Raw genomic sequence first — 15,678 nt, forward strand, 5'->3', positions numbered from 1 at the left:
GAGAAGGAAGAGTGCGATCCGCGGCAACCGATGGAGGTTTACGATCCTGGGTGCCTACAAACGTAGGTGGGCGCCATATGTCCAAGCCCACGGGCCTGGCCAGGGACAGCTCCCTTTGGATCGAGTATGGCCCCAGGGATTGTGGTTCCTGTCGAGAGGCGCAGATCGCAACTGCTATATAAGACCGATCCATGACGCGCGCCAGAGGGTGACGCGGGCGTCCCGGATTTAATTCAAGCGCTTCAGTTGAGCCCGCTTAGTTCAGAGCCGCTGGCGCCCGGCCGTTCAGCTTGTCGGTGATCCCGCGCAGCTGGCTGCTGACCTCTACGATAGCGGCCGCGATGCTCTCTTCGGTGCGGCTTGTTGCGGCGAGCACCGTGTCGCGGTTGCTGCGCAGGCTGTTGAGTTCATCTTCCAGGCTGGCGACGCGCCGCGTCAGCTCCGAGATCTCGTCCATGATCATGATGCCGGCCATGACGGTGATACGGAGATCGCCGATCTCGCCGAACTGATCCTTGAGATGGCCGACATAGCGGTCGAACCGGGTGGCGAGATCGGTCAGGTGATCTTCCTGCCCCTCTTCGCAAGCCATGCGATAGGCCTTGCCGTCGATCGTTACCGTTACCTGCGCCATATCCTAAGCCCTTTATCAGCGGTCGAGAACCGCGCGGATCGTCTCCATCGCCGTCACCAGCCGACGCGACACCTCGCGATTGACCTCTTCCAGCCGGTTCGCGCGGAATTCCGCCTGATCGAGTTCCTGCGCCAGCTTGGAACGATCGGCATGCACGCGGCGAACCTCGCCCTCGATCTCGCCGGTCTCGCGCTGCCGCTCGATCCGGGCGTCGACGGCGCTGTCGAGCGCCGAAATCGCCTGCCGGAGCTCCAGGAGCGCTGCATCGATGCTGTTGCCTGTGGATGTCATGTCTTTCCGGTTCCCCGCGCAAGACCCGCGAATCGGTAATGAGGCCCGACGCGATGTTTTCAAAAGGATATGCAGCTCGCCAACTGCCCGTCAATAAAGGCTGGAAGGCGGCAGGCGAGCTAGTTGTGGATGACTGAAATCGGCAACTCTGCCCGGGGCTCCGTGAGCAGCCCCGTTGGCGCCTCTGCCGACACCTCTGTCACACGCCTGTCAACTTTTGTTAAAATCGTTGGTCAAATGTCAAAAATCGTCATTCCGAGCTCTCTAATAGGGCTTCGATTTATTGACTTGCCTGCTCCAACTGCTATTTGTGCACCCGCTCTCATTGATGGTCTCCGCAGGCTTGAGGCCATCCCCCGACACCCCGGAACAAGCGGAATAGCGATGATTTCTCCTGAACAACACGACCGGATGGCAAACGCGATCCGTTTCCTCTCAATGGATGCAGTCGAGAAGGCGAATTCCGGCCATCCGGGCATGCCGATGGGTATGGCCGATGTCGCCACCGTCCTGTTCTCGAAGTATCTTAAGTTCGACCCGTTGAAGCCGCATTGGCCAGACCGCGACCGCTTCGTGCTGTCGGCCGGCCACGGCTCGATGCTGCTATATTCGCTGCTCTATCTAACCGGCTACCCTGACATGTCGGTTGATGACCTCCAGCAGTTCCGCCAGCTCGGCTCCAAGACCGCCGGCCACCCGGAATACGGCCATGCCACGGGCATCGAGACCACCACCGGCCCGCTCGGCCAGGGCATTGCCAATGCCGTCGGCATGGCAATCGCCGAACGCAAGCTGCGCGAAGAATTCGGCGCCGACCTGCAGGATCACTACACCTACGTGATCAACGGCGACGGCTGCCTGATGGAAGGCATCAGCCATGAAGCCATCGCGCTCGCCGGCCACCTGAAGCTCAACAAGCTCATCCTCTTCTGGGACAACAACTCGATCACCATCGACGGCGCCGTATCGCTGTCGGATTCGACCGACCAGATCATGCGCTTCAAGGCTGTTCACTGGCACACGATCGAAGTCGACGGCCACGACCAGGCTGCGATTGCCGCTGCCATCGAAGAAGCTCACAAGTCCGACAAGCCGACCTTCATCGCTTGCAAGACCGTCATCGGCTTCGGCGCTCCGAACAAGCAGGGCAGCCACAAGGTTCACGGTTCGCCGCTCGGCGCCGAGGAAATCGCAGCCACCCGCAAGGCGCTGAACTGGGAATACGCACCTTTCGTCATCCCGAACGACGTTCTCTCCGATTGGCGCGCCGCTGGCACCCGCTCGGCTGAAGCCGTCAAGGCATGGGAAGGCCGCCTCGAAAAGGCAGCGACCAAGGCCGAGTTCACCCGCCGCTTCGCGGGCGACCTGCCCCAGGGTTTCGACGCCGCCATCAGCGACTACAAGAAGAAGCTCGCCGAGACCAAGCCGACCGTTGCGACCCGCAAGGCTTCGGAAGACGCGCTTGAAGTCATCAACGGCTTCCTGCCCGAGACGATCGGCGGCTCCGCCGACCTGACGCCGTCGAACAACACCAAGACCAGCCAGATGCATTCGATCACGCCGACGGACTTCGCCGGTCGTTACATGCACTGGGGCATCCGCGAGCACGGCATGGCGTCTGCCATGAACGGTATCGCGCTGCACGGCGGTCTCATCCCCTACGGCGGCGGCTTCATGATCTTCTCGGATTATTGCCGTCCTCCGATCCGCCTCGCTTCGCTGATGGGCATCCGCGTCGTCCACGTTCTGACGCACGATTCGATCGGCGTCGGCGAAGACGGCCCGACCCACCAGCCGGTCGAGCAGATGGCCTCGCTGCGCGCCATCCCGAACCTGATGATGTTCCGCCCGGCCGACGCCGTCGAAACCGCCGAGTGCTGGCAGATCGCGCTGAACACCAAGGACCGTCCGTCGGGCCTGGCGCTCACCCGCCAGAACCTCACCACGGTTCGTACCGAGTACAGCGAGAAGAACCTTTGCGAACTCGGCGCCTACACACTGGCCGGCAATGCCGACGCCAAGGTGACGATCTTCGCTTCGGGCTCCGAAGTCGAGCTGGCCGTTGCCGCCCGCAAGACGCTTGAAGAAAAGGGCGTTACCGTCCGCGTCGTCTCGGTCCCCTCGACCGAACTGTTCTTCGAGCAGCCGGATGCCTACCGCGCCGAAATCCTCGGCAAGTCGCCGATCAAGATCGCCGTCGAAGCCGCCGTTCGCGAAGGCTGGGATGCGTTCATCGGACCGGAAGGCACCTTCATCGGCATGAAGGGCTTCGGCGCTTCGGGTCCTGCCAAGGATGTCTTCAAGAAGTTCGGCATCACGGCGGAAGCCGTCGTCGCCGCAGTTGAAGCCAAGCTTTGATCTGATACAAGGAGCGCCTCAGGGCGCTCCTCTTTGCTTATAAACCAAGCCCTACTCTCGGGAGAGACACACATGACTGTAAAGGTTGCCATCAACGGCTTCGGTCGTATCGGCCGCAATGTTCTCCGCGCCATCGTTGAATCCGGCCGCACGGACATCGAAGTCGTTGCCATCAACGACCTCGGCCCGGTCGAGACCAACGCGCACCTGCTGCGTTACGATTCGATCCACGGCAAGTTCCCGGCCGAAGTGAAGGTCGAAGGTGACACGATCACCGTCGGCGGCGGCAAGCCGATCAAGGTCACCGCTGTTCGCGACCCGGCACAGCTGCCGCACGCCGAACTCGGCATCGACATCGCCATGGAATGCACGGGCATCTTCACCTCGCGCGACAAGGCTGCCGCTCACCTGACGGCCGGCGCCAAGCGCGTCATCGTTTCGGCTCCTGCCGACGGTGCCGACCTGACCGTCGTCTTCGGCGTCAACCACGATCAGCTGACCAAGGAACACCTGGTCATCTCCAACGCCTCCTGCACGACGAACTGCCTCGTGCCTGTTGTAAAGGTTCTCGACGATCTCGTCGGCATCGATCATGGCTTCATGACCACGATCCACTCCTACACGGGTGACCAGCCGACGCTCGACACCATGCACAAGGACCTGTACCGCGCCCGCGCCGCAGCTCTGTCCATGATCCCGACCTCGACGGGTGCAGCAAAGGCCGTCGGCCTCGTCATGCCGCACCTCAAGGGCAAGCTCGACGGCACCTCGATCCGCGTTCCGACCCCGAACGTTTCGGTCGTCGACTTCAAGTTCGTTGCCAAGAAGGCCACCTCGGTTGCCGAAATCAACGAAGCCATCAAGGCTGCTTCGAACGGCAAGCTGAAGGGCATCCTCGGCTACACCGACGAGCCGCTGGTTTCGCGCGACTTCAACCACGACAGCCACTCCTCGATCTTCGCCTCCGACCAGACCAAGGTCATGGAAGGCAACTTCGTGCGCGTCCTGTCCTGGTACGACAACGAGTGGGGCTTCTCCAGCCGCATGTCGGACACGGCTGTCGCCTTCGCCAAGACCATCTAAGGTCCTCGCGACAAGACTTTGGAAAGCGGCTCGGGAAACCGGGCCGCTTTTCGTTTGCCAAGATGCGCCGCGACGGCCAAACGCGCTTGCCGTCATCCGGCTGGATGCGGTAAATTCGCTCACAGCTGCAACGCGGTCGCGCAACTAGACGCCGAACCGACAACGAGCGAACCACCCATGAAAATCCTGATGTTGGCAATCCTACTTGTCATGATCGCCGGTGTGCTCAGCCTGACCGTCGTCGGCGGCGGCTCCAAGCAGCTCGCCAAGGGCCAGCCGCTGCTGGCCTCCTCCTCGCGACTGATGGGACCGCGATAATTGCACGCACGACAGCTGCGGGGCTGGCGTGGCGCGAACGAACACCATAATGTTAGACATCAGCGAAACGAAAGAGAATTCAATGGATTATTTCACCATCGAGATATCAGGCAAAGCCATCGCGAGTTTCCGTTCGGAAAACGCCGAAGACGCCAAGCACTTCATCGAGGCCGAGGATTTCCGCGAGGATCTGACCGTGCTCGAGACGGAAGGCAAGCCGGTATGGGATGGCAAGGCGCCGCTCACCCTGCGCAAGGCGACCCCGGATGAGGCCAGCGAAGTCGAGCATGCCTACGAGTTCGACGACGACCCCTCGCGCACCATCGACGACGAATTCGTCGTCTTCCTCATCCCGATTTCGGACGCGGATGAAGACGACAGCGACGAAGAAGCGTAAGGCCAAAGAGAAATACACGACGATTGTCCAAGAAAAGGACAGGGCAGCGATTTCTGCCCTGCTCTCGCCTGATTTGATCCTACACTTTACTCAGGATCACTCTCCAACCGTTCATTTGATTTGCCGTTAGGCGGATCGCTCAGCAGCATGATGCAGCAAAGCGCAAGGATAGCCCTTTAGGTCTACCCTTCGTTTGGATTTTGCCGTTTACTGGCAGGCATCGGACCGGAACTGGAGAAGCGATACCATAGTTTTAGACAGCCGCATGCGACGGGGGGCGACACTGCGGCGATTGATATTTGCATAAAGGGGTTCGGGCATGGAAGCATTCTACATCGTCGTACTGGTATCGACGGCGCTCGTGCTTCTTGCGGCCTTCTCCAGCCTGCTCGCCTTCCGCTTCGGCGCGCCCCTTCTGCTGCTTTTCCTCGGCATCGGTCTGCTTGCCGGCAGCGACGGCCTCGGCATTGAATTCACCAACAACTACCTCGCCTATATCCTCGGCTCGATCGCGCTTGCCATCATCCTGTTCGATTCAGGCTTCGGCACGCCGGTGCAGGCCTTCAAGCTCGCCGCCGTCCCCTCGATAACGCTGGCATCGGTCGGCGTGCTGATGACGGCGTCCCTGTTTGCCGTCGCGGCCATGTGGCTTTTGAACTTCACCTGGCTCGAGGGCATGCTGCTCGGCTCCATCGTCGCCTCCACCGATGCCGCCGCCGTCTTCTTCCTGCTGCGCATCGGCGGCATCAACATCCGCGACAAGGTGCGCTCGACGCTCGAAGTCGAATCCGGCACCAACGACCCGATGGCAATCTTCCTCACCATCGCGCTGGTCGAGGTCCTGGCATCGGGCGAGCGCTATCACGGTATCAACATCGGCATGCTCGCCATGTTCGTGCAGCAGATGGGCCTCGGCGTCATCCTCGGCCTGCTCGGCGGCATGATGATCGTGCTGATCGTCGGTAGGCTGGAGACCGATCGCGGCTTGACGCCGATCTTCGTTCTGGCGCTGGCGCTTCTGGTCTTCTCGTTCACTGGCGCCGTCGGCGGCAGCGGCTTCCTGGCGGTCTACGTCGCCGGCATCTATGCCGGGAACCGCAAGCTGCCCGGCTATGCCTCGATCAAGCGCTTCCAGGACGGCATGACCTGGCTGGCGCAGATCATCATGTTCCTGGTGCTCGGCCTTCTGGCGACGCCGTCGCAGTTCGGCGCGATCGCCATCCCCGCCGTGCTGCTTGCCCTCTTCCTGATCTTCATCGCCCGCCCGCTGGCGATCTGGCTGTCGCTGCTGCCCTTCGACTACACGCAGCAGGAGATCGGCTTCGTCGCCTGGGTCGGCCTGCGCGGCGCCGTCTCCATCCTGCTTGCCATCATGCCGATCCTCGGCGGGCTGGAAAACGGCCAAGTCTACTTCAACACTGCCTTCATCATCGTGCTTGTCTCGCTGCTGGTGCAGGGCTGGACCATCAAGCCGGTCGCCAAGAAGCTCGGCCTGATCATTCCTCCGCGCATCGGCGCCGTCGACAAGGTGGAGGTCGATCTGCCGGGTGCTGCCAACCACGAGCTCCTCTCCTACCGCGTCGTCAAGGACAGCCCGGTGCTGCGCGGCGAGCGCATTCCGCGCTGGGCGACACCCTCGCTCGTCATCCGCGACGGCAAGTCGATGCGCTATCAATATGCCGGCCGCCTGCGCGAGAACGATCTCGTCTATCTCTTCATCGTTCCCTCCTACTCGCGCCTGCTCGACAAGCTCTTCGCGAGCCGCGTGCCGGTGGAGGAAGACGACACCGATTTCTTCGGCGCCTTCGCGCTCTCCCCGAGCCGCCCGGCAACCGATCTCGACGCCGCCTATGGCCCCGGTCTGCTGAACGAAAACGAGAAGGGCCTGACCATCGCCGAGCTGATGAAGCAGCGTCTCGGCGGCAAGGCGGAATATGCCGACCGGGTGCGCCTGGGATCCATCATCCTCATCGTCCGCGACCTCGACGACCACGACCATATCAGCGCGATCGGCATGTCTCTGGAGGCCGTCGAGCCGGCAGTGACGCTGCCGATCTTCATCAATATGCGCGATATCATCGACCGCGTGCACGACCGCTTCAAGAGCCGCAAGAACAAGGAGGCGGCAGCCGCCGCGGCGGGTGGAAAAGCCGACGAAAACCCGCGCTGAACGCCTTGCGTCCGCGATGATCCTTGCTATGGTCCCCGCATCTTTTCAGGCAATAAACGAACGGATTTCCCAATGCCTTCCTTCAAGACACTCGACGATCTTAACGACATTGCCGGAAAGCGCGTCCTCGTCCGCGTCGACCTCAACGTCCCGGTAAAGGACGGCAAGGTGACGGACCTGACCCGCATCGAGCGCGTCGCCCCGACCATCAAGGAACTCTCCAAGAAGGGCGCCAAGGTTATCCTTCTCGCGCACTTCGGCCGCCCCAAGGATGGCCCCTCGCCGGACCTGTCGCTCACCCTGATCGCCCCCTCGGTTGAAGCCGTGCTCGATCATCCCGTGCAGACGGCAACCGACGTCATCGGCGAAGCAGCCGCCGGCGCCGTGGCCGCCATGAAGGATGGCGACATCCTGCTTCTCGAAAACACCCGCTTCCACAAGGGCGAGGAAAAGAACGACCCCGATTTCGTCAAGGCGCTGGTCGCCAATGGCGATATCTACGTCAACGACGCCTTCTCGGCGGCGCACCGCGCCCATGCCTCGACCGAAGGCCTTGCCCGCCATCTCCCCGCTTACGCCGGCCGCACCATGCAGGCTGAACTGGAAGCGCTGGAAAAGGGCCTCGGCCAGCCGGTCCGTCCCGTCGTTGCCATCGTCGGCGGCGCCAAGGTCTCGACCAAGATCGATCTCCTCATGAACCTCGTGAAGAAGGTCGACGCCCTCGTTATCGGTGGCGGCATGGCCAACACCTTCATCGCCGCGCGCGGCACCAGCGTCGGCAAGTCGCTCTGCGAACATGATCTCGCCGACACCGCCCGCCAGATCATGATCGAAGCCGCCACCGCTGGCTGCGCGATCGTTCTGCCCGAAGACGGCGTCGTCGCCCGCGAGTTCAAGGCAGGTGCCGCCAATGAGATCGTTGCCATCGACGCTATTCCCGATGACGCCATGATGCTCGACGTCGGCCCGAAGTCGGTCGAAGCCGTCAAGGCCTGGATCGAGCGCGCCAACACGCTGGTCTGGAACGGCCCGCTCGGCGCCTTCGAGATCGAACCCTTCGACAAGGCAACCGTCGCCGCCGCGCAATACGCGGCGGAGCGCACCAAGGCCGGCAAGCTCACCTCGGTCGCCGGTGGCGGCGACACGGTCTCGGCGTTGAACCACGCCGGCGTTGCCGATGACTTCACCTACGTCTCGACCGCAGGCGGTGCATTCCTGGAATGGATGGAAGGCAAGGTCCTTCCTGGTGTCGAGGTCCTCACCAAGACCAAGTAAGTCAAACCGGGTTTTCGGCCTGTTTGGGCCATCTAATCCAAGACCGCGAGAGCCAGCGCTTTCGCGGTCTTTTCGTTGGCGCTAAAATTACACTTAACTTTCAAACGTTTGAAATGATTTCAATCGTTTCAATAGCTTACACCAGGATTTTCCTTTTAAAATTCTTCTGATATCGCAGATTCGAGTGCCTATCGGCTTTGACATAGAGCAAAACCCGGACGCGATGCGCCGGTTTTACGGAAGGAGTGAAGTATGGTGGACGCGAAGATGTTGGACAAGATCAGCTCGGCGCCGGGATTCATTGCAGCGCTGGACCAGAGCGGTGGTTCGACACCCGCAGCGTTGCGCCTCTACGGCATTGCCGACAGCGATTACCAGGGCGATGAGGAAATGTTCCGCCTGATGCACGCCATGCGCGTCCGCATCATGAGCGCGCCGGCCTTCACAGGCGACAAGATCATCGCCGCGATCCTCTTCGAGCGCACCATGGACGGCGACGTCGATGGCCAGCCCGTTCCCTCCTATCTCTGGGAAAAGCGCGGCGTCGTTCCGCTGCTTAAGATCGACAAGGGCTTGGCCGCCGAGGAAAACGGCGTCCAGATCATGAAGCCGATGCCCGAACTGGAGACGCTCCTCGCGCGCGGCCGCGACAAGGGAATCTTCGGCACCAAGATGCGCTCGGTGATCGCAAGCGCCGACCGAACCGGCATTGCAGCCGTCGTCAAGCAGCAGTTCGAAGTGGCACGCCAGATCATCGGCAGCGGCCTCGTTCCGATCGTCGAGCCTGAAGTGTCCATCAAAAGCCCGACGAAGCAGGAGGCCGAAGCCATCCTGCGCGACGAGATCGCCAAGCAGCTCGACCTGCTGCCGGCGAGCGAAAAGGTGGTGCTGAAGCTGACGATCCCGACGGTTGCCGATTTCTACGCGCCTCTGGTCGCCCACAAGCAGGTCGTGCGCGTCGTAGCACTCTCCGGTGGCTACAGCCGCACCGACGCCTGCGAGAAGCTCAGCCACAACCACGGCATGATCGCCAGCTTCTCGCGCGCACTGACGGAAAACCTGCGCGTTTCGATGAGCGATGCGGAGTTCGACGCGAGCCTTGCCGAAACGATCAACGAGATCTACACGGCCAGCGTCAACAAGGCCTGATCCGCCCGCCTATCTTTACAAACCGGCTGCCTCTGGCGGCCGGTTTTTTGTTGCCGGTTAATTGCCATCGGTCGATTGTCACGGCGACAAGAATTGCTCTTCTGCCAAGCGGCGGCGATGGCTACTGATTTCGCTCCTGAACTATCGGAGCACGCAATGACCGCCGTTTCCTTCACCACCGTCGATGTCTTCACTTCCACCCGCTTCGAAGGCAACCCGTTGGCTGTGATGACGGATGCGCGCGGCCTCTCCGATGATCAGATGCAGAAGATCGCCGCCGAGTTCGGCTATTCGGAAGTGACCTTCGTTCTGCCGCCAGAGAATCCCGAAAACACCGCCCGCGTGCGCATCTTCACGCCGACCACGGAAGTGCCCTTCGCCGGCCACCCCAATGTCGGCACCGCCTATGTCCTCGGCAATCTCGGCGATATCTTCGGAAAGCCTGTTGGCGACGTCATGCGCTTCGAGGAAAAAGCCGGCGTGGTCACCGTCGACGTGCGCCGCGAGGAAGGCCGCGTGACCTCCACCGCGATCCGCGCACCGAAGCCGCTATCGACTGGCAACACCGTCGCCGTAGACACCATCTCCCGCTGCCTCGCCATCGACAGCACAGAGGTCAGCACCCGCATCCACCAGCCACTGACAGCGTCCGTCGGCTTGAGCTTCGTCGTCGCCGAACTCGCCGATCTCGACACGCTCGCCCGCGCCCGCCCCAACCTCGCTTACTTCCAGGATGCGGCCGGCCCAACACTGGAGGGCAACCACGACTTCTCGCTTTTCGTCTACATCCGCTCGGCCGACAAGCCCTGGCACATCCGCGCCCGCATGTTCGCCCCGCTCGACAACGTCCCGGAAGACCCGGCGACCGGCAGCGCCTCGGCCGCCCTCGGCGCCTACCTCGTCTCGCTCGAGCCGGAACCGAATATGACGGTATCGCTGACCATCGAGCAGGGCGTGGAGATGGGCCGCCGCAGCCTCATCGGCATCGAGGTAACGAAGAAGGATGGCGTAGTCACCGACGTTGCGATCTCGGGCGCCTGCGTCGAGGTCATGCGTGGCGTGATCGACTGCTGATCGCCACGCTCGAACAGGAGGGATCAACGCTCCGGCACGCTTGACAGCAATCCGGCGCAAGCGATATCAAACTGGCTATCGGTAATGGATTCTGCCGAGGCCAGAAAAGGCTGAACCGCTTCCCCGACGAAGCCGATGACTCCTACTTCATTTGCCATCGCGCGAAAGGGTAGAGTCATGTTCGAAATCTTCATTCCATCACACATCGCCGGCGATACCGCCCATCATCAAGGGGCAGCACTATGATCGCCTTCTCCGACATCTTTGGCATTCGCCTGCGCCAACTGCGCGATATCGGCAAATGGATCGCCGTCATCGTTCCGATGGCGGTCGTCGTCGGCTCGCTTTGCGCATTCTTCCTCTGGGCGCTCGACCTCGCGACCAGGAGCCGCTTCGACCATCCCTGGCTGCTCTACGGCCTGCCCGTTGCCGGCTTCCTGATGGTTCTGATCTACCAGACATTCGGAAAGTCGGCCGAAGGCGGCAACAACCTCATCGTCGACCAGATCCATGAACCGGGCGCCGGCGTTCCCCTGCGCATGGCACCGCTCATCCTCATCTCCACCATCGCCACCCATCTCTTCGGCGGCTCCGCCGGCCGCGAGGGCACGGCGGTGCAGCTTGGCGGCAGCATCGCCAGCGCCGTGGCGAAGCTATTCCGTCTGTCGCCCGCCGACGTGAGGATCATCCTCATGGGCGGCGTTGCGGCCGGCTTCGGCGCGGTGTTCGGCACGCCGATCGCCGGCGCCATCTTCGCACTCGAAGTGCTCACCATCGGCCGCATGCAATATGAAGCCCTTATCCCCTGCCTGATGGCAGCAGTCACCGGCGACTGGGCCTGCCACGCCTGGGGCATCGAGCACACGCACTACCACATCGCCTATCTCGCCGACGCGCCCGCCAATGTCTTCCATCTGGATGCGATCCTGCTCACGAAAGTCGCGATCGCCGGCGTCATCTTCGGGCTCGCGGCGAAATCCTTCGCCGAACTCTCTCACGCGGCTTCAGCCCTGTTCAAGAAGCTCCTACCCTACGCGCCGCTGCGCCCGGTTCTGGCCGGGCTGATCCTGATCGGCCTCGTTCACCTGCTCGGCACCCGCGCCTATCTCGGCCTCGGTGTCTGGTCGCCCGATCCAGCCGACCCGACGATAGCGGGCTTCTTCGCACCCGGCGCCGTCGATTGCTGGAGCTGGCTGTGGAAGGCGCTCTTCACCATCGTCACGCTCAGCGCCGGCTTCAAGGGCGGCGAGGTCACGCCGCTCTTCTTCATCGGCGCCGCACTCGGCAATGCGTTGGCAGCCCTCTTCGGCGCTCCGTCCGATCTCTTCGCCGGGCTCGGCTTCGTGGCGATCTTCGCCGGCGCCACCAACACGCCGCTCGCCTGCATGATCATGGGCATCGAGCTCTTCGGCGCCACCCACGCCGTCTACCTCGCCGTCGCCTGCTTCCTCGCCTATCTCTGCAGTGGCCACTCAAGCATCTATCTGGCCCAGCGCCTCGGCGTCCCGAAGCGCCGCGCCATGGGGACGATCCCGTCAGGCGTCTCGCTGCGCCATATCAGGGAGCGGAAGGTGCCGGCGGCCGAGGGTGTCGAGAAGTGACAAAATGAAAGCGCCCGCCACGAGAACGCGGCGGGCGACTTGTTCAGCAGCGACTTAAGCAGCGCTTGAAAACAGATAAGGCCGGCGTTCGGTCTCGCTCGTCTTGAAGGAATGCCGCAGATGCAGCAGATCCTTGCGTGCGATCAGCCCGACCAGCCGCTTCGTCTGCGGATCGATGACGGGGATGCGTCCTTCACCTGAATTCAGCATGATATCCGTGACATGCCCGACCGTATCATCCGCAAGCGCATAGGCGATCTCAGCGTTCGACGTCGCGTCGACAATGCTGACATCATCTGCCACGCCCTGCTGATGCCACCGCAGCACATCGGCGCGGGAGACTAGGCCGAGCAGCACACGCTGGTCGTCGACGACGGGATAGACCCGATGCGTTTTCTCGGCGGTCTCGAAGAAGGTTTTCACCTCCCCCACCGTCTGCCGGGCCGACAGCACGTCGACGTCGACGATCATGATGTCGCGGGCGCGCGTCAGCTCGAACGGATCGATACCGTATTCGCGCGTGATGTGCTGGCCGCGCCGGGCGATCTTTTCCGTGAGGATCGAGCGCCGGAGCACGAGCACCGTCACCGCATAGGCGGACACCGTGGCGGCAAGCAGCGGCAGAAGCGCCGACAGGTCTCCCGTCAGCTCCACCGCGAAGAACGTCCCGGTCAACGGCGCGCGCATCGTGCCGCCCATCATCGCGGCCATGCCGATCAGCGCCCAGAAGCCCTGGTCGCCTGGCAGAAACAGCCCGGCCAGCCAGCCGATCGCGCCACCGAAGATGAGCAACGGCGCGAGCACACCGCCCGACGTGCCGGATGACAATGCGATCAGCCAGATCGCCACCTTCACGGCGAGGATGGTGAGGACAGCAGCCGGGAGCACGTTGCTGTGCAGCAGATCCTCGATGATATCGTATCCGACGCCGAGCGCGCGGGGCTCGATCAGCCCACCGAGCCCGATGAACAACCCGCCGATCGCAGGGCACCACATCCAGTGAACAGGCAGGGCCTCGAACAGGTCCTCGACCTTGTAAAGAAGCACGGTCAGAAGACCGGACGCGAAGCCCGTGAGAATGCCTAGCCCGGCGCAGAGCGCGATCCCCCACCAGGGCAGGCTCATGGCGAAATGCGCGGGAAACAGCGGACCGGCGCCGAACAGAAACGGCCGCCAGCAAGCCGACACGCAGGCCGCCACGGCAACTGGAATGAAGCTTCTCGGCTTCCATTCGAACAGAAGCAGCTCGACCGCCAGGAGAAGTGCCGCGATCGGCGTGCCGAAGATCGCGGTCATCCCGGCGGCAGCGCCCGCGACCAGCAGAGACTTGCGCTCCGCCGAGCTCATCTCGAAGCACTGCGCAAACAGCGAACCGATCGCGCCACCGGTCATGATGATCGGCCCTTCAGCCCCGAACGGCCCACCGGTGCCGATCGAGATCGCCGATGACAGCGGCTTGAGCACGGCCACCTTCGGCGACATGCGGCTTCCGCCGATCAGGATCGCCTCGATGGCCTCGGGAATGCCGTGTCCCCTGATCTTCTCCGAGCCGAAGCGCGCCATCAGCCCGATGATCAGTCCGCCGATCACAGGCACGACAAGCATCCATAGCGACGGACGCGCATGCGCCAGGCTCTCGGCAACGAGGCTGAACTTTCCGAACCAGACGACATTCGAGACGAGCGAGATCAGGCTGACCAGCAGCCACGCCGCAAACGCGCCGCCGGTGCCGACGACGACGGCCATCGCGATCAGCGCCAGAACGCGCCTGTCGGTGGTGAAATCGCCCGCCGCGCGGCGCCGCAGCAGGGAAGCGGCATTGGGGGATGTATCGGGAGGAAGAGATTTTGGGGGCATGGTCGATCCTGTCTGGTGTTTATCCGCGCGCTCAAATATATCGTATTACGATACAAATCAAGAGACCCGCCTCTCGCGTCTCATAAGGCGCGCTTCTCGCGCCGCAGGCTTTGCGGATGGCGGCGATAACGGCTAGAGATCGCCCTGACTTTCATGGGCGTTGACGGAAGGATGTGGCGATGCGGGACGATCTGTCGGACGAGGACTACGAAGCGCTCGCGAACCTTCGCCATACGCTGCGCCGTTTCATGGATTTCAGCGCCTCGGCCGCGCTTGAAGCCGGCCTGCCCGCGCAGCAGCATCAGGCGCTGCTCGCCATCAAGGGACACCGCGCGCCCGATCCGATGACCGTCGGGCTGCTCGCCGAGCGGCTGATCATCGCGCCGCATACCGCCACCGAACTGGTAGGGCGTCTCGAGGCAGCCGGCTACGTCAGCCGCCGCCCCGACCCCAACGACCGCCGCCGCCAGACGCTCATGCTGACTGACCAGGCCGAGGCCGTCCTCAAACAGCTGACGACCATCCACCTCAAGGAAATCCGCGAAATGGCACCCCGCCTGATCGGCATCCTCCAGAGCATTCAGCAGGAAACCCCGCTGCCGGATGATCCGTGGTCGGCATAAGATGTCGACGAGCCTATAGACCGCCCCTCAAGGCGCTCCGTTGATCTCGACGATATTCAAGTCAGGGTCGCGAAGATAAAGCTGCGGGAACCCGGCCAGGCCGGTGCGGAAAATCAGCATGTGCTTGGGATCGCCTTCGGGCAGATCCCCGCTGAAGCCGAGAGCGGCGAGGCGCTCGAGAACGGCCTCGAAGTCGTCGGTCCGAAACGCAAAGTGCCAGTCGTTGCGATCGATGACCGGCCGTTGTCGGAAGGTACCCTCGGGATGCACGACGAGGTGGACCTGCAAGCTGCCGCAGGCGAGCCACGCCCCTTCGACCGGAAAGTCCGGCCGAGGAATTTCGGAAAGACCAAAGACATCGCGGTAAAACGGAAGAGATGTCTCCAGGTCATCAGTGATGATCGACACGTGATGCAGGGCAAGCATGTCCTCTCCCCCCAAGAAGCGTCCAAGCAGCCGTAAAGTACCCGAAACGGCGGCCGGACGCCATCGGGGGCGAGCCTCTTCCCGCGACCGGCGTCTCTACAACCAATTGCGCTTAAACAAACAGATCCCGCCCAAGCAGCGCAACCGCCCAGATCGCGAAGGCAAACAGCGCGATCTTCCAGAAATCCGCGCGCTTTCTGAGGCCCGGAAGACCCAGCGGCTTGATCAGGTGCACCACCATCGCAAGCATCAGGAGAAGCGCGATCAGCTTCGTCATGTCTTTATTTTTCCATATGTTCTTGATGTCACAGGACGGACATTATTTCGCGCGACGACTGCCTCTAAACATGCCGTAAAGGCATTCGGGGAGACAATCAACATTTCAAAGACTGGGCAGCATCGTGTGCTGCCATATGTCTTTG

Annotated in this window: 15 protein-coding genes, 1 other RNA gene and 1 riboswitch; of the genes, 10 read left to right on the top strand and 6 right to left on the bottom strand. The window is 62.4% G+C overall.

Annotated features, from left to right (window positions below; all coding sequences use genetic code 11):
• Nucleotides 1–11: 11 nt before the first annotated feature.
• The 3 genes from ssrS to ACODTZ_RS27520 all read right to left on the bottom strand — a co-directional run bounded on the left by ssrS (nucleotide 12) and on the right by ACODTZ_RS27520 (nucleotide 925).
• Nucleotides 12–170, bottom strand: a non-coding RNA gene (gene ssrS, locus ACODTZ_RS27510) — 6S RNA.
• An 86-nt stretch (nucleotides 171–256) separates the two neighbouring features.
• Nucleotides 257–634, bottom strand: coding sequence for a cell division protein ZapA (locus ACODTZ_RS27515; RefSeq protein WP_018899663.1), 378 nt, complete (start codon nucleotides 632–634; stop codon nucleotides 257–259).
• 15 nt (nucleotides 635–649) lie between these two features.
• Complete coding sequence (locus ACODTZ_RS27520) at nucleotides 650–925, bottom strand: DUF4164 domain-containing protein (protein ID WP_018899664.1); 276 nt, start codon at nucleotides 923–925, stop codon at nucleotides 650–652.
• Nucleotides 926–1,309: 384 nt separating this feature from the next.
• On the opposite strand from ACODTZ_RS27520, the gene tkt reads away from it, so the two are divergent.
• The 9 genes from tkt (at nucleotide 1,310) to ACODTZ_RS27565 (ending at nucleotide 12,350) form a co-directional block, all read left to right on the top strand.
• The gene (tkt, locus tag ACODTZ_RS27525; protein WP_489029558.1) at nucleotides 1,310–3,283 is read left to right on the top strand and encodes a transketolase; all 1,974 of its coding nucleotides are present in this window, start codon (nucleotides 1,310–1,312) and stop codon (nucleotides 3,281–3,283) included.
• Between the two features lie 72 nt (nucleotides 3,284–3,355).
• Nucleotides 3,356–4,366, top strand: coding sequence for a type I glyceraldehyde-3-phosphate dehydrogenase (gene gap, locus ACODTZ_RS27530; protein WP_111563323.1), 1,011 nt, complete (start codon nucleotides 3,356–3,358; stop codon nucleotides 4,364–4,366).
• Nucleotides 4,367–4,555: 189 nt separating this feature from the next.
• Complete coding sequence (locus ACODTZ_RS27535) at nucleotides 4,556–4,684, top strand: hypothetical protein (protein WP_280637050.1); 129 nt, start codon at nucleotides 4,556–4,558, stop codon at nucleotides 4,682–4,684.
• An 82-nt stretch (nucleotides 4,685–4,766) separates the two neighbouring features.
• Complete coding sequence (locus ACODTZ_RS27540) at nucleotides 4,767–5,081, top strand: hypothetical protein (RefSeq protein WP_047509389.1); 315 nt, start codon at nucleotides 4,767–4,769, stop codon at nucleotides 5,079–5,081.
• Between the two features lie 319 nt (nucleotides 5,082–5,400).
• Nucleotides 5,401–7,251, top strand: coding sequence for a potassium/proton antiporter (locus ACODTZ_RS27545; RefSeq protein ID WP_112980052.1), 1,851 nt, complete (start codon nucleotides 5,401–5,403; stop codon nucleotides 7,249–7,251).
• A 72-nt stretch (nucleotides 7,252–7,323) separates the two neighbouring features.
• On the top strand, nucleotides 7,324–8,526 hold the full coding sequence (locus tag ACODTZ_RS27550; protein WP_489029561.1) for a phosphoglycerate kinase: 1,203 nt from the start codon (nucleotides 7,324–7,326) through the stop codon (nucleotides 8,524–8,526).
• A gap of 252 nt (nucleotides 8,527–8,778) precedes the next feature.
• The gene (locus ACODTZ_RS27555; RefSeq protein WP_489029562.1) at nucleotides 8,779–9,675 is read left to right on the top strand and encodes a fructose bisphosphate aldolase; all 897 of its coding nucleotides are present in this window, start codon (nucleotides 8,779–8,781) and stop codon (nucleotides 9,673–9,675) included.
• Nucleotides 9,676–9,831: 156 nt separating this feature from the next.
• A complete protein-coding gene (locus ACODTZ_RS27560) occupies nucleotides 9,832–10,749 on the top strand; it encodes a PhzF family phenazine biosynthesis protein (protein WP_489029564.1) in 918 nt (305 codons plus the stop codon).
• 71 nt (nucleotides 10,750–10,820) lie between these two features.
• A riboswitch (Fluoride riboswitch) is annotated at nucleotides 10,821–10,901 on the top strand.
• A 90-nt stretch (nucleotides 10,902–10,991) separates the two neighbouring features.
• Nucleotides 10,992–12,350, top strand: a complete 1,359-nt coding sequence (locus tag ACODTZ_RS27565) for a voltage-gated chloride channel family protein (RefSeq protein WP_489029566.1) — start codon at nucleotides 10,992–10,994, stop codon at nucleotides 12,348–12,350.
• 54 nt (nucleotides 12,351–12,404) lie between these two features.
• Here ACODTZ_RS27565 and ACODTZ_RS27570 read toward each other — a convergent pair whose 3' ends face one another.
• Nucleotides 12,405–14,207 (bottom strand): chloride channel protein, encoded by a 1,803-nt coding sequence (locus ACODTZ_RS27570; protein WP_489029568.1) that lies wholly within the window; start codon nucleotides 14,205–14,207, stop codon nucleotides 12,405–12,407.
• 179 nt (nucleotides 14,208–14,386) lie between these two features.
• Between ACODTZ_RS27570 and ACODTZ_RS27575 the strand changes: the two genes are divergently transcribed.
• Complete coding sequence (locus ACODTZ_RS27575; RefSeq protein ID WP_489029570.1) at nucleotides 14,387–14,830, top strand: MarR family winged helix-turn-helix transcriptional regulator; 444 nt, start codon at nucleotides 14,387–14,389, stop codon at nucleotides 14,828–14,830.
• A 27-nt stretch (nucleotides 14,831–14,857) separates the two neighbouring features.
• Here the strand turns inward: ACODTZ_RS27575 and ACODTZ_RS27580 are convergent, their stop codons facing one another.
• Complete coding sequence (locus tag ACODTZ_RS27580) at nucleotides 14,858–15,256, bottom strand: VOC family protein (protein WP_489029571.1); 399 nt, start codon at nucleotides 15,254–15,256, stop codon at nucleotides 14,858–14,860.
• Nucleotides 15,257–15,368: 112 nt separating this feature from the next.
• Entirely contained in the window at nucleotides 15,369–15,533 is a 165-nt protein-coding gene (locus ACODTZ_RS27585; RefSeq protein WP_018899677.1) for a hypothetical protein, read from the bottom strand.
• Nucleotides 15,534–15,678 lie beyond the last annotated feature (145 nt).

It is taken from the genome of Rhizobium sp. FG113, assembly GCF_057809895.1.